Below are 14,495 nucleotides of genomic sequence, written 5' to 3' on the forward strand. Positions count from 1 at the left end.
GGTGACACTTCTGTCCCAGGACATCGGTAACACTCGGTGTCTCAGGACATCGGTAACAGATCAGACCGGGTCAGGCATGTTTTGGAACTTCTCCGTGGCATGCTTCAAACTCAAATACTTCACGCCCTGCGGGAACGGGTAATCGAATTTCGCGACCAGTTCACCCTCCATGCTCAGCACCATCAAGTCTGTCGGGTCCCAAACCACATTTACCACTGTGGAGCGCAGTAGCTTGCCCAGATAAATTTCAACCCCGGCAACCCGCAGGCAGCGGTTCTTATTGGCTCGCAGCACGTGGCTTCCGCTCTCGCCCATGAGTTCAGAACGCAGCGTGGCGCTGAGCTTAGCCGGCTCTGGAGGGGTTCGTGCAGCAGCCAGCTGCCGGGCCACGCGCTCACTTCCGGCTTGGACGCCAAGAGCTACTTGAGCCTGGCTCGGTCCTGGTTTCGTGCTCAGTTCCTTCCATTGCCCAAGCTCCAGCGGCTCAGCTGCGGGCGTTGCATCCCACGCTTCTTGCGGAGTCATCCGATCTTCCAGGGACTGGTGCCCGCGTTGGGTGTTATAGGCATGGTCGAAGACATCCAGCTGCGCCTGCAACTGTGCTAGATCGGTGGCGAACGGCTGCTTTTTCAGCCATTTGAACAAGGTTGAATGAAGCCGTTCGTTCTTGCCCTGGGTGGTGGGCTTGTGGGGTTTGCCAGTGATCGTCGCGATGCCCAGACCGTTGGCGTAAGCGACCAGCTCGCTCAGCACGCCACGGCGGATGGGGTTCAGCGCATCACCATTATCGGTGAGCAGTCTTTGCGGCACGCCGCACGATTCGATGCCTTTGCGGAAGACCTTCACTGCATCTTGGCCGTTCTCGGTCTTGGCGGCCAATGAAGCGACCGCCAGCCGGGAATGGTCATCGATCAGCTGGAAGATCACGCATTTGCGTCCTCCTTCCAGCACGTATTCGGTGGCGTCCAGCTGCCAGCAGGAATTGGGCATCGGATAGCGGAAGGACCGGTAGGAGGAACGCGGACGCTTCTGCGGGGCTGGGGTAACCAGGCCTCGTTCGGAGAAGATCCGGGCCAGTGCCGAGATCGATACCGTGGGCATGCCCAGCTTCTTCATGTGATCGTGCACGCTGATCGGTCCGTGATCCCAGCCCGAGGCTTGCAATGCCTTGCGCATTGCGACCGCTTGGTCCTTGACGGCTTCGCTTGTTGCGGTAGGCGCTTTTTTCGGCCGTCGGGAGCGGGGTTCCAGGGCTGCTGCTTGGCCTTCGGTTTGGGCTCGTTTGCGGATTTGGTAGAAAGTCTTGCGGCTAATTTCGTGTTCCGTGCAGAAGGCGGTGACCGCGCCTCTGGGAGCGTCTTGTGGCCATCGGGCGATGGCTAAGCGTATTGTCGAGTTGACTGGATCATTTTTCACACTTTCCAGTTCATCAGCCCGCGTGCTGGCCGAGAGGCCGGTAGGCGGGCTGTGTCCTTCGGGGCGTTAAATCCCGGGGAGAAGTGTCACCACTTTAAATGTTGAAGTGTTACCGATGTCCTGAGGCAGAACTGTTACCGATGTCCTGAGAGAAAACAGCTTCTGTTTAAAAGTGGGACAATAGACCCATGGACCTCTCGCAACATGAATATCGGGTGGACCTCGAATGGACCGGCAATCGTGGGACTGGAACCGAAAGCTACCGCAGCTACGGCAGGGACCATGTATTGCGAGCATCGGGGTTGCCAGACTTACCGGGCACCGCGGATCCAACCTTCCATGGGGACCGCGACCGGTGGAATCCGGAGCAGCTGCTCTTAGCAGCGTTGAGCCAGTGCCACATGCTCTCTTACTTGCATGTGGCAGTTACCCACGGCGTGAATATCACCGGTTACACAGATGAAGCCATGGGAACCCTGCGTTTGAACCGCGATAACAGCGGCGAGTTCACCCAGGTCATATTGCGACCCACGATCTATCTAGCTGATGAATCCCAACGTGAGCTGGCAGATTCTCTGCATGCGCAGGCCAACAGGGTTTGTTTCATCGCCCGCTCCGTCAATTTTCCGGTTCTCCATGAGCCGGTAACTCCTACCGTCTCTTGAGGAACTTCACGAATGACTGAAAGCCAGCCAACTGCGCACGACCCGAAGAAGGACCCTTTCAGCAACCCTTTGGTTTTAGGGCGCTCTAGCCAAGAGTTCTTAGATGCCGCTGAGGCACCAATAGATGCTGCAGACTACCCAGGCACCTTCTACGCTGAGGTGGGAGGACGTAAGATCTTCGCTCAGCTCACCAAGAACTTCTATGCTTCGGTGGCTGAAGATGAAGACTTCCGCCGCATGTATCCAGAGCAGGAACTTCATGCTGCACAAGTTCGTCTCCAACTGTTCCTAGAACAGTACTGGGGCGGACCAACGACGTTCTCCGAGCACCGAGGCCACCCGCGCCTGCGCATGCGCCATGCCAACTACCCGGTAAACAGCCACTACAGAGATGTTTGGCTGGGCCACATGAATAAGGCCATCGAGCAGCTGGAGTTGCCGATGCTGCAGGCTGAAACCCTGCGCGACTATTTTGAACGCGCAGCCCACTCGCTGCAGAACACTCCTGATGGACATCAGAATCTACTTTAAATAGTGATGGACTAGAACCCCGACACATGGGTTCTAGTCCATTTTTCTATTGCGCTTTAGCCAAGCAAGGAAGCCTTGCGAACCAGGACATGTCCTCGTTCGTTGCTCAGTCGAGTCCAGCTTCCATTGCGAAGCACTCGACATTGGCCGCCAGTCATCAAGAAACCCAAGGCATGCATCGCAAACGCAGCGCCCATAGGGACTTCAATTTCCAGATCTGGCACATCGGCTGCCCAGATTTGTTGGCGTACCTGTACAAGCACCGGCAAGCCGGGGTTTTCTGGCAAGGCTTGCGCAACGGCATCGATTCCGCGTTGCGCAGCGGATGATAAGAGATCACTCTCTACCGTTCCCGCATCTTCCCAGCCCGAAAGCGGGACGGAGATGCCGGCCCATTTAGGATTCTCTTCAACCGGCGGGAGGGCAAAGTCGACCGAGGACTCCCCCAGGCGCGCAAGTCGATCTTGGATGGATGCCAGCGAATAGCTCGCATTAATTTCTGCAGGCTTAGCCAAGCGATGCACTCGCATCCCAAGGATGGTGTATCCACCTTGTCCCAGATCGGCAGGGACCAACACGGGTACGTATACTGCCAAGGCCGTATTTCGTGCGACGAAAAGGGCCGCGTCATCTTCAATTGTTTTCGCGCGGCTAATAAAGTTCGCTAAATCGCTTACTGAATTATTGTCGTCAAAAATTACTGCATCACTAGCCATGCATTAATCGTCTCATGTCGCGAGCACGACGCGTGGCGAGTTTGCTCATGGCGTGATGTCGACTTAATAATCGTATAGTTTTCCTATGAGTCGGAATCAAAACTAGTTCTTATTACCCTCTAGTAACATTGATTCTGATCCTGATTTCACTAATGCATTCCAAGGAGCTCCTACCGTGACCGAAGACTTAGGCACAACGCAGATCCTGCTGGACCTGTTGAATCTGGATGGAGAAGACCAGGCCCGCACGGATGAGGATATCTTCATCGGTCATACCCCTGCCCAAACTCGGCCTCGCGTTTTCGGCGGGCAAGTTCTGGCCCAGTCGATCATGGCCGCTACACGTACGGTTGAGCCGTCGCGCGCGATTCATTCCTTGCACGGATATTTCCTGCGCCCGGGAGACCCTTCGCAGAACATTACCTTCGGCGTTCAACGATTACGCGATGGCCGCTCATTCTCGGCCCGCCGGGTCCATGCCTACCAAAACGGCGAGCCAATCTTGTCAATGATCACCTCATTCCAGGAACCGGCAGCTGGCCTTGAACATCACGATCCTATGCCGATCGATGTCCCTGCACCGGAATCTCTTCCAACTACTGCCGATCTGGTGGGGCATTTCGACCATCCAGTAGCCAAGGAATGGGCTTTTGAACGCCCCTTCGATGTTCGGCACATCTCTGAGCCGATTTATCTTCCAAGCGATTCGCCCAATGCCGCCGATAGCGCAGTCTGGCTGCGCACGACTTCCTCAATGCCAGACGACCCTGCATTGCATCGTGCAGCCCTGGCCTATGCCAGCGATTACTTGCTGCTGGAGCCTGTCCTGCGAGCTCACGGTGTGCCATGGATCCATCGAGGGCTGAGCATTGCCAGCCTTGATCACGCGATGTGGTGGCATCGAGATTTCCGAGTCGACGAATGGCTACTTTATGTGCTGCATTCTCCCTCGGCTTCTTCAGCACGCGGTTTGGGTACTGGCAAGTTCTACAACCAGGCAGGAGAGCTCGTCGCTACGGTTGCCCAAGAAGGCATGATCCGACTTCCTGAGTTCAGCGAAGTATCCTAAGGCTGCTTATTGAAGCGCAAGCGTCCGTATGGTTTACATGCCCAGTTCGACATCGCCTGCAGGTACCGCCATGCAGGTCAGGACATCTCCGGGTTCCATGCGGGCGCTTGGCTCCAAAGGATAGGAAACTTTTCCTGCCAGTAATTTCACCGCGCATTCGCCACAGGACCCCGCCCGGCAAAGGCTAGCTGGTTCTAGCCCGTGCTCTTCTAGTGCACCCAGAAGCACTCCTGCGTTGGCACTCCACGTAAATTTCTTGTTGCTGTCTCTGCAGGAAACTTCAGCTGGCGGATAATTTTCAAATAGTCGCTCTAGGCTCGTGGTGGGAGAAGCAAAAATTTCACTGTGAATCATCGAAGTGGGAATTCCTGCTCGTTCGCACGCCTCAAACACCATTTTGGTGAATTCGACCGGACCGCACACCACCACGCTTTGACTGTCCCCAAGCTCTCTGGCTATCTCGACAGCATCTGGACGCACCGAAGTGGTATCAACCCGTTTCATGCTGATGGACGCTGTCGATAATTTATCGACCACTTGCTCCAGCCGGGAGTACAGCGTGCTGGCACGTCCACGCTCTACGTGGATGATACGTAGCCGCTGGCTCGATCTTGCAGCTGTTGCATCACCCAGCACGCCCAATGTCGTGGTGATGCCAATTCCAGCGCTGACTATGGCAGTACGGGAACCAAGCACCTTGGCCGAGGTAAGCACCCCGTAAGGCCCTGAAGCTAGGACCTGGTCCCCTTCATTCAGCTGGGAAATCTTCTGGGAGGCATCACCCTGAATACGAACCGCGATCCTAGCGCCCTGGTCGTCAACCGACGTAATCGTATAGTTCCGCCACAGTGGGTCTGGCAAATGAATCCTCAAGTGCATGCCCGGTTCATACTCCTTTTGCATCCATTTGAAAGGATCCTGCAGCAAAAGTTCCGCTACGCCCGTGTCATAGTTTTCTTTCCGCACTACGGTCATGAATCGTGGCGAAAGTTTCACCGGAACAAGGTCTTCGGCATCGGTGGCTTCGCCGACTATTTCAATTGACGCGCCAGTCTCCAATTTGCCTGACTCCAGGACGGTTCCGTAAATGCCGCAGTGGATGTGGCCAAAGTGTGTCGCCAACAGTCGGGGTCCGTTGGTGTCTACTTCAGTGGTGTGCGGATTTACCGATGTTGCCGAGCAACGTGCAATCGACTTTGTGATCGCAATTCGGGCTTTTCCTATGCGAAGGACCTTTCCGATCAGCCCATATTCTGCGAATGCTGGCAGACCCTCGACTAGAAGGTTGCCTCGGAACCGCCGGGGATCCATATCAGCCCCCGAAACACGCGAAAGTTCTGCAACTGTATTGGGGTTGATGATCGAAACTCCGGACAGACGGGAGTCAAACATTCCCTGCGGCGCAGAAACTAATTTTCGAGGATTCGGCCCCTGTGGCGGCAAGAATCTGGATAGGTAGGCGCCAGCCTCGTCCAGATCACGCTGATTGCCGACGTCAAAGGTCAAAGGTTGCGCACAATTAGTGGCCGGAGCAGTCATGGTGATTAGCGGAGGTTTGGAATGAACTTCCCATTTCTGAAGGCTCTTGTTGTTTTTAAGGATCGTGAAGTTGAGGCAACTCTCCCATTCACCATTGCCAAGCTCAGTAGTTCCGTTGCCGAAAGCCACACGACGGTCGCCTTCAAGCCCCTTTCCCTTGCTGATGTCCACCGAAGTAACGACTTCTCCCGGTAGCCCTTTGATGGGGAAACGAAACATTTGAGCAATCTTCATGATTGCAGTCTAGCTATTGTCCCGCGCACAATAAAAGCCCAAGACAGCGTCGGAAGGGCCATCAAGATTCGCCGGAATACCCTGGTGAGAGCATACGGCTCGCACCGTCTATTTGGCTTCCTCCTCGTCTGCTCCTGGTGTTTCCAATCGCCGGGCCCCAGCCCCCTCACGTGCCAATTGGTCTTCTGGATTCAGAAGACTGCAGGCCTGCATCGACAAGCATCCACAACCGATGCACCCCATAAGCCGATCTTCTAGTTCCTCGATGGCACGACGCCGGGCTTCGAGGACATTTTTCCATCCCTCTGTTGCGCGCAGCCAGTCTGTTTCAGTCGGCACTTTTTCCATTGGGACCGGGGCCAATGCACGCTTGATGTCACTGAGCGGGATACCTAATTTACTGCCGACAGCGATCAAGGAGATGCGACGGAGTAAGTGGCGCGCATATCGTCTCTGGTTTCCTGCCGTCCGCGTTGAAGCTATTAGTCCGATTTCTTCGTAGTAATGAAGCGCGGATCTGGCCACACCCGTGCGTTCACTAACCTGGCCAATGCTTAGAAGTTCTTGACCAGGATATTCCTGTCCACCATCGCGAAGTCCTGTTGTGCGAAGCATCACTACCCCCTTTCTTGACCTCAAGTTTACTTGAGGTTCTAGGGTGGAAGTAATCAAAGTTGTTGGCAAGAGCTAGGGTTCTTGCATCAGTTACTGAAGTTTGCAGCCCAACTTCAGACAGAGGAGCTACTCAGTGAGCGAATTATCAGTTGACTTCCGTACAGCCTTCCGCCATCATCCAGCTGGCGTAGCGTTGATCACCGCCGCAGTCGATGGGGAATTCTACGGTTTAACGATTTCCTCACTCGCTTCGCTATCCATCGGTCCAGTAGCAGTGTCCTTCTCGCTGGCTAAGGAATCAGGCGCCGCCGGTGCTGTACTTGCCGCACAGAGTTTCGTGATCCACATGCTTGGCGAAGACCAGCAAATTCTGGCAAACAATTTCGCTCGTCCCGGTGCCCCACGCTTCAGCAGTGATCAGAATTTCCGTGTCTTGCCGACCGGCGAACCATACTTTATAGATTCACCAGTAGCTTTTCGCGCAAGCATCCATTCTTCAATCAGCGTTGGTGGGTCCAGATTGATTGCAGCCGAAGTTCATGAAGTGCTCCACGGTCAGGAGCACAAGCAGCACCTCCTCTATCAGGATCGCGAGTACCTGAATCTGTCCGGTTTGCGAGCAGAGTCGTCAATGCGCTAGATGGCGCAGTACTTCCGAGCATAAAAAATGGCCGCCACAAATGTGGCGGCCATTTTTTATACCCTAGCTTAGTCTCGGGTCAGGCGACGGTGGGTAACGCGGTGCGGCTTAGCAGCATCGGCGCCCAGTCGTTCAACCTTGTTGCTCTCGTAAGAGTCGAAGTTACCCTCGAACCAGTACCAGTTCGATGGGTTCTCTTCAGTGCCCTCGTAAGACAAGATGTGAGTCGCAACTCGGTCGAGGAACCAACGGTCGTGGGAGACCACGACTGCGCAACCTGGGAACTCAAGCAATGCATTTTCCAGCGAAGAAAGAGTCTCAACGTCCAAGTCGTTAGTAGGCTCATCGAGCAGCAACAGGTTGCCACCCTGCTTCAGGGTCAGCGCAAGGTTTAAGCGGTTGCGCTCACCACCGGAAAGCACACCCGCCTTTTTCTGCTGGTCTGGACCCTTGAAACCGAAAGCTGAGACGTACGCACGCGAAGGCATCTCAACCTGGCCGACGTTGATGTAATCGAGGCCGTCAGAGACGACTTCCCACAACGACTTTTCAGGATCGATGTTTTCGCGGTTCTGGTCAACGTAGGAAATTTTGACCGTGTCACCGATCTTCAGGGTGCCACCATCAAGTTCTTCAAGGCCAACAATGGTCTTGAACAAGGTTGACTTACCGACACCGTTAGGTCCGATCACACCAACAATGCCGTTACGGGGCAAGGAGAAGGATAATCCATCGATCAACACACGGTCGCCGAAGCCCTTCTTCAAATTATCTGCTTCGATGACCAGCTGGCCCAGACGCGGGCCTGGTGGAATCTGGATTTCTTCGAAGTCGAGTTTACGGGTGCGCTCAGCTTCCGCAGCCATTTCTTCGTATCGCGCAAGACGAGCCTTCGACTTGGTCTGACGACCCTTGGCATTCGAACGAACCCATTCGAGTTCTTCTGCCAGGCGTTTAGCAAGCTTCTGATCTTTCTTGCCCTGTACTTCCATACGTTCGCGCTTCTTCTCCAGGTAAGTGGAATAGTTGCCCTCGTATGGGTGCAGGCGACCGCGGTCAACTTCACAGATCCATTCGGCGACGTGGTCAAGGAAGTAGCGGTCGTGGGTTACGGCCAATACGGCGCCTGGGTAAGAAGCCAGGTGCTGTTCCAGCCACAGTACGGATTCAGCATCCAAGTGGTTAGTAGGCTCATCGAGCAGCAACAGGTCTGGCTTCTGCAGGAGAAGCTTGCACAGTGCCACACGGCGACGTTCACCACCGGAGAGATGGGTGACCATCTCGTCGCCCGGTGGGCAACGCAAAGCGTCCATTGCCTGTTCGAGCTGGTTGTCGATGTCCCACGCGTCGGCAGCGTCGATAGCTTCCTGCAGCTTGCCCATCTCTTCTAGAAGGGCGTCGAAGTCGGCGCCTTCCTGTGCCATCTCTTCAGAGATTTCGTTGAAGCGGGTGATCTTTTCGTAGATCTCGCCGACACCTTCCTGGACGTTGCCCAGAACGGTCTTTTCTTCATTCAGTGGTGGTTCCTGCAGCAGGATGCCTACCGAGTAGCCTGGTGAAAGACGTGCCTCACCATTGGACGGGGTATCGAGCCCCGCCATGATCTTCAGGATCGTTGACTTACCAGCACCGTTAGGACCCACGACACCAATTTTGGCACCAGGGAAGAACGACATGCTGACGTTGTCAAGGATGACTTTGTCACCAACGGCCTTGCGAGCCTTGGTCATCGTGTAAATGAATTCCGCCATGCTCTTAAGGCTAGTCGGTTACGGTGGTCATTTCCGAATCCACACACCACTATTTTGGGTTGGTGGTGCCCGGACTCACAAGAATCCATCGAACACCACCAAAACCACGCGATTTAGGCCGCTTCTCCTTCGTCGCTTTGCCAGCTCGCTTCGGTGCCGGATAAGCGTGACGGCTGCTGCACGTGGTCAGATTCGCTGGCATCAACGCGTATCCGGTTGAACGAGGACGTTCCGAACCGCATGTCATGTCCAATCGAAAATGCTTCGATATCTGCACTATTTCCGCGAGAGCCATCGGCCCGTTCAAACTCCCGGATCTGCAACTTGCCGAAAATCATTACGTGGTCTCCCTGAGCCAGAGACTCCATCGAGTTCTCCCCCAGTGCGCGAAAGGCCGAGACCGCGTACCAGTTGGTTGGCCCGTCAGCCCATTGACCCGTTTCGAGGTCGCGTTTCCGTTCATGGGTAGCAACGCGGAACTTCAATATAGCCACACCCTTAGGCGTAATGCTGAGCTGCGGCTCCGTGCCAACAATGCCGCGAATTGTCACAAGATCGCTCATGGGTCCATCTCCTTATGATCCAAATGACAGAAACCTTTCCCGTCATGGAATCTGATCTTGGACCGTCCGGTGGATTGTTCTTCGGCAGAATCAACGTATTGTGGATAAATTTGTTGTCCTCTTTAGGTTGTAGGCGCCGCATAAGAGCATGACGGCTATGACCAAGGTCGGGAGCAACCAGCCAGACCAACCCAGGATAGATGCTTGCGTAGTGTCCAAGGGAGCTCCCATCACTATGAATAAAGAGACGAGTCCGACGCTGGCGTTGAATACTCCATGCGCCAGCGCTGCTGGCCACACTGAGTCGCTGAAATTTCGCAACCAGCCAAGGAAGGCACCAAACACGATGCACATGCCGCACATGGCCATTACTCCCCAAGGCCCAGTGGCAAAGGGATAGTTATATCCAAGGAGAATCAGCGGCGCGTGCCAAATTCCCCAGATCCCCCCGGAGATCACGATTGAGATGAGCTGGCCGTACGCTTGCAACCGGCTCCAAAGCCATCCTCGCCATCCAATTTCTTCCCCTAGGGCAAGCACGGAATTCATGAGACTCGCGACAGCTATCAGTCCGGCCTGTCCCAGGAGGTACTGGAACGGCCCTGCTTCTCCAGCGAGGATATGCAAGATCGTGTAGTTCTCCAGATCGCCCGGAAAGACTCCCAGCCACGTACCAATGAATGGTGCCTGAAGGATCAGTCCGAGCGGAATGACATAAGACAGGACAATTGCGACTACAAATTTTCCAGGACGATTGATGGGCCAGAGCCCGACGTCAGAGGAGAAACTCCTGATGCGCCGCTCTGCTAATGCGATCACCAGCACGGCGACAGTCGGGGTAAACATCATGAACGAGGCGATGACGGGAAGTTTCGTGTCATATATCCCGTTGCCTAGCCATAGCGGCGCTGCGACGGCCCACGCCAGGCTCACGCTCAGGACACAGAACCATACGATGCTCCATACGCCACCGATTCTAAACTTCGGCAACTTAACTACCCCTACTCAGACGATGACATCCGTACATTTCTAGCCCGGGTATTTCATGAAGGCCGGTAGTCATTAACTGACTTAAAAGATGAAAAGGTGACCTGAACTGGGAAAATGGGAGTGTCTAAGCTTCCAAAATACCCGTTCAAAGGATCACCTTTTCTGTGAACCATTCTACCCACGTTTTCCCTGCCATCCCGACCCAACTCACCGGCCAGTCCCTGGTCTCCCATGCAGGGTTGTCTGTCCTGACCAGCTTCCTGAACGCCTTGGACTTCCGCAGGCTCTGCGAAGACAGGTTCAGCCAATTCGTGCCCGCCACCGCAACGCACCGGCCAGGCAAGATCCTCGGCGCCCTGACTCTGTCCTTGGCAGCCGGCGGCGAGCAAGCCACAGATATTGACCAGCTACGAGCCGCACCAGATCTCTTTGGCTCCGTAGCGTCGGATGCCACGGTCAGCCGGTTCATGGGCCGGATCAAAGAACAGCCAGAAGCTTTCTCCTACGGGTTCGCCACCATGACCCGCAGCCTGCGCTCCAAAGTCTGGAATGCGGCCGGGCCGCGGAATCCAGCCCGGCTGGCTACGGCAGCCAATCCGCTGATTATCGACCTCGATGCCTCGTTGGTTCATGTCCATTCCGAGAAAGAATCCAGCGCTGGGACGTATAAAGGTGGGTACGGTTTTTCACCGATGATCGCCATGGCCGACTACGGCAAAGCCAACGGCACCGGTGAAGTCCTCGCCGTGCACCTGCGCCCGGGAAACAGGGGCGCGAACTCCGCAAAATCCCATATCGAGGTACTCACCCAAGCGCTGGCCCAGCTGCCTGACGATTTCTATGACGAGCACGGGAACCTGCACGGTGAGAAGATCCTGGTCCGTACCGACAGTGCTGGGTCGTCCAGGGAGTTCTTGCACCACCTGGATTCGTTGGGGCTCCAGTTCTCCACGTCGTATTCGCTGCCGGTGCTCAAGGAACGCTTCATCCGCTGGATCGATGAGAAGAAGTACTGGGAACCAGCCCTGGACGCTAACGGAGATCAGCGTGATGATGCGTGGGTGATTGATGCAACGAAGGTCTTGGAGTTGAGGCAATACCCGCCTGGAACTCGGATTTACCTGCGTGCTGAGCCGTTGCATCCCGGGGCGAAAGCGAACTTGTTCGATACGGATGGCAATCGGGTGACCGCGTTTCTCACGAATGCTCCGCGGTTCAACGTGGCGTTCCTTGATGCTCGGCATCGTGCCCGTGGCCGGTGCGAGAACAGGATTAAAACGCTCAAGAGCACGGGGTTGGGCAAGCTGCCGTATTGGTCTTTTGCTGCGAACCAGGCGTGGGCTGACCTGGCAATGTTCGCCTTGAACTTGGTCGCATGGCTGCAGTTGGCGGTGCTGCCTGGTGGTCATGAAGCTTCGGTGTGGGATTTGAAGCGGTGGCGGTACCGGCTGTTTTCGATGGCTGGGAAAATCGTCTCTGGTGGCCGGCAGCGCCGGCTGTTGATCCCGGTGAGAGCACCAGAAGCGCAGTTGCTTTGCCAGTTGCAGGAAGGTATTGGTGTGTTCTTCCAGCGGTGGCGGCGCGGTGAGCTGGCTGCTTGAATTGGCGGTTGTCCTGTTGTTTCTTTGGTATTGAAAGATCATTTCAGTCCAGGTCGGTGGAGCCTGGCACCCAGCGCTGGTGTTTCGGCGCTCTTTGGCGTGGGCGGAATCAGAAGCGGCCACCGCGAATCCTGGGTAGTGGATTTCGATGACCGTCAGAGACCTCATGAAAAATCTGGGCTAGAGCCTATCGGCCTCAAGTCGTATTTTGAGTGATCCATGGGCTAGAATATTTTCGGTTATGCCTCCGTAGCTCAGCTGGATAGAGCAAGAGCCTTCTAATCTCTAGGTCGCCGGTTCGAATCCGGCCGGGGGTACAAGCACAAGAACCGCTGTTCACTTGGATAAACAAGTGAACATCGGTTCTTTTTTTGGCCAAATTCAGCACCACAACTGCTTCCAAGACCGCAAATATCACCACGGTTTTAGTTTTGTTCCTAGCTTGGCGCTATCGCACAGCGTCCACGACAGCTCGCCCGACCTGTCTACCGCTAAATAGGCACCCGCCCAAGAACGTTCCTTCAAGGGCGTTGTATCCATGAATCCCACCTCCGCCAAATCCTGATGCTTCACCAGCTGCATAGAGTCCTTCAAAGACCCTTCCATCTTGTTGGAGAACACGCCCAGAAAGGTCTGTCTGCAGACCGCCTAATGACTTTCGCGTCAAAATATGCAGCTTTACAGCTACTAGCGGCCCCGCTGCAGGGTCGAGGATTTTATGCGGGGCGACCACACGTGTCAGACGGTCACCGATGTACTTTCGGGCGTTGCGTATCGATTGAATTTGCTGATCTTTGCTGAATGCGTTATCTATTTGCGAATCCCGTACGAGCAACTGTTGGTGCAGCTTACTTGCATCAACCACTGTTTCTGGCGCAATTGCATTCATCTTGCTGGCCAGTTCTTCTACGGTGGTCGCTGCTACAAAGTCTGCGCCTCGATTCAAGAAGTCATTAACCGGCCCTGGAGCGCCTGTTCCAAAGACTCTGTCTTTGATCACTCCGGCCTTATCTCGATTAGTCAGATCAGGATTTTGCTCGGATCCCGAGAGAGCAAACTCTTTTTCCAAAATTCTTTGGTTCAGGACAAACCATGAATAGTCGTATTTCTTGGCAACTGGATCAGTTCGAAGGTATTTCAACGTGCCTAGCGTGTCATCTCCTGGCAGGCAGGCGGCACCAAGCCGGTTTCCTTCTGCATCAAACCACATGGAACTAGGACCGGGAAGAATTCTTATCCCATGATTTGGCCAAATGGAATTCCAGTTCTGAATTCCCTCGGTGTAGTGCCACATCCTGTCCCGATTAACTAAACGGGCACCTGCCGCTTCTGACAGTTCAATGCCGCTGCCATCTACATACTCCGGAACGCCGGTAATCATATGCCCGGGCGCTGAGCCGAGCCGGGATGGCCAGAATCTGCGAACCAAGTCATGGTTCCCACCAATTCCGCCTGTTGCAATCACAACCGCTTCAGCTGAAAATTCGAATTCGGATTCGACGTTTCGTGTCGATTTCCACCCTCGAAGAGCGTTGTCGAGAGACAAGATTTCTCCTCGAACTCCGGTAACGGAACCGCCTTCCACCACCAGTCCGGTAACACGGTGCCGATTGAGCACCTGCACTTTCCCGGTCCGCATGCCTTCACGCACCTTGTTGGCGAATGGTTCGGAGACCCCGGTGCCAGTTCCCCACGCGATATGGAATCTCGGCACAGAGTTGCCATGCCCCTCTGCGCGGCCGTCTCCTCGCTCAGCCCAACCCACCACCGGTGTCAGGTCAATGCCTTTTTGCTTGATCCAGGATCGCTTTTCAGTGGCGGCAAATTCGACATATGCCTTAGCCCAACGGTGCGCCCACAGATCTTCGTCGGCTAATCGGTCAAACTGTGCGCTATGCTGCCAATCAGACCACGCAAGGTCAAAGGAATCATGAACTCCCAAACGGCGCTGTTCAGGGGTATCGACCAAAAAGAGTCCACCGAACGACCAGTACGCCTGGCCTCCGAGATTTGCGTCATTTTCCTGATCGAGAATTCGGATTTTCAATCCAGCATCTAAAGCTTCTGAGGCCGCAACCAGACCAGCCAGTCCGGCGCCAATTATGACCACGCCACCTTGTTCGCAATTCATCGGCCTGCCTCCACCTCTGCACGCAAGTATTTAA

General features: G+C 55.0%; 13 protein-coding genes and 1 tRNA gene. 6 read left to right on the forward strand and 8 right to left on the reverse strand.

The features are described 5' to 3' along the window. Positions 1-60 precede the first annotated feature (60 nt). Entirely contained in the window at positions 61-1,416 is a 1,356-nt protein-coding gene (locus AARI_RS10130) for an IS481-like element ISAar28 family transposase (protein ID WP_013349202.1), read from the reverse strand. Between the two features lie 188 nt (positions 1,417-1,604). Here AARI_RS10130 and AARI_RS10135 point away from each other — a divergent pair, with 188 nt between their 5' ends. Both AARI_RS10135 and AARI_RS10140 read left to right on the forward strand, forming a co-directional pair. Continuing rightward, on the forward strand, positions 1,605-2,081 hold the full coding sequence (locus AARI_RS10135; protein WP_013349203.1) for an OsmC family protein: 477 nt from the start codon (positions 1,605-1,607) through the stop codon (positions 2,079-2,081). Between the two features lie 12 nt (positions 2,082-2,093). Then, positions 2,094-2,612, forward strand: a complete 519-nt coding sequence (locus tag AARI_RS10140; protein ID WP_013349204.1) for a globin — start codon at positions 2,094-2,096, stop codon at positions 2,610-2,612. A gap of 56 nt (positions 2,613-2,668) precedes the next feature. On the opposite strand, the gene AARI_RS10145 is transcribed toward AARI_RS10140, so the two are convergent. Continuing rightward, entirely contained in the window at positions 2,669-3,328 is a 660-nt protein-coding gene (locus AARI_RS10145) for a hypothetical protein (protein ID WP_013349205.1), read from the reverse strand. 175 nt (positions 3,329-3,503) lie between these two features. On the opposite strand from AARI_RS10145, the gene AARI_RS10150 reads away from it, so the two are divergent. Continuing rightward, positions 3,504-4,397 carry an acyl-CoA thioesterase gene (locus tag AARI_RS10150; protein WP_013349206.1) on the forward strand — a complete coding sequence of 298 codons (894 nt, stop codon included), beginning with the start codon at positions 3,504-3,506 and terminating at the stop codon, positions 4,395-4,397. A gap of 33 nt (positions 4,398-4,430) precedes the next feature. Here AARI_RS10150 and AARI_RS10155 read toward each other — a convergent pair whose 3' ends face one another. After that, entirely contained in the window at positions 4,431-6,170 is a 1,740-nt protein-coding gene (locus tag AARI_RS10155; RefSeq protein ID WP_013349207.1) for an MOSC domain-containing protein, read from the reverse strand. Between the two features lie 108 nt (positions 6,171-6,278). Then, positions 6,279-6,785 (reverse strand): redox-sensitive transcriptional activator SoxR, encoded by a 507-nt coding sequence (gene soxR / locus AARI_RS10160; protein ID WP_013349208.1) that lies wholly within the window; start codon positions 6,783-6,785, stop codon positions 6,279-6,281. Between the two features lie 133 nt (positions 6,786-6,918). On the opposite strand from soxR, the gene AARI_RS10165 reads away from it, so the two are divergent. Next, positions 6,919-7,425, forward strand: coding sequence for a flavin reductase family protein (locus AARI_RS10165; protein WP_013349209.1), 507 nt, complete (start codon positions 6,919-6,921; stop codon positions 7,423-7,425). Between the two features lie 68 nt (positions 7,426-7,493). On the opposite strand, the gene ettA is transcribed toward AARI_RS10165, so the two are convergent. From ettA to AARI_RS10180, 3 genes are all read right to left on the reverse strand, one after another. Then, positions 7,494-9,176, reverse strand: a complete 1,683-nt coding sequence (gene ettA, locus AARI_RS10170; protein ID WP_013349210.1) for an energy-dependent translational throttle protein EttA — start codon at positions 9,174-9,176, stop codon at positions 7,494-7,496. Positions 9,177-9,289: 113 nt separating this feature from the next. Further along, positions 9,290-9,739: a single-stranded DNA-binding protein gene (locus AARI_RS10175; protein ID WP_013349211.1), complete on the reverse strand. Its 450-nt coding sequence runs from the start codon at positions 9,737-9,739 to the stop codon at positions 9,290-9,292. A gap of 90 nt (positions 9,740-9,829) precedes the next feature. Beyond that, complete coding sequence (locus AARI_RS10180; RefSeq protein WP_049862627.1) at positions 9,830-10,672, reverse strand: CPBP family intramembrane glutamic endopeptidase; 843 nt, start codon at positions 10,670-10,672, stop codon at positions 9,830-9,832. 221 nt (positions 10,673-10,893) lie between these two features. Between AARI_RS10180 and AARI_RS10185 the strand changes: the two genes are divergently transcribed. Further along, entirely contained in the window at positions 10,894-12,330 is a 1,437-nt protein-coding gene (locus AARI_RS10185) for an IS1380-like element ISAar8 family transposase (protein ID WP_013347665.1), read from the forward strand. Positions 12,331-12,573: 243 nt separating this feature from the next. Beyond that, positions 12,574-12,647: transfer RNA gene (locus AARI_RS10190), tRNA-Arg, on the forward strand. Positions 12,648-12,778: 131 nt separating this feature from the next. Here the strand turns inward: AARI_RS10190 and AARI_RS10195 are convergent. Further along, a complete protein-coding gene (locus tag AARI_RS10195) occupies positions 12,779-14,461 on the reverse strand; it encodes an FAD-binding dehydrogenase (protein ID WP_013349213.1) in 1,683 nt (560 codons plus the stop codon). Between the last annotated feature and the right edge of the window lie 34 nt (positions 14,462-14,495).

Origin of the sequence: Glutamicibacter arilaitensis Re117 (genome assembly GCF_000197735.1) — a bacterium.
Lineage (GTDB): Bacteria > Actinomycetota > Actinomycetes > Actinomycetales > Micrococcaceae > Glutamicibacter > Glutamicibacter arilaitensis.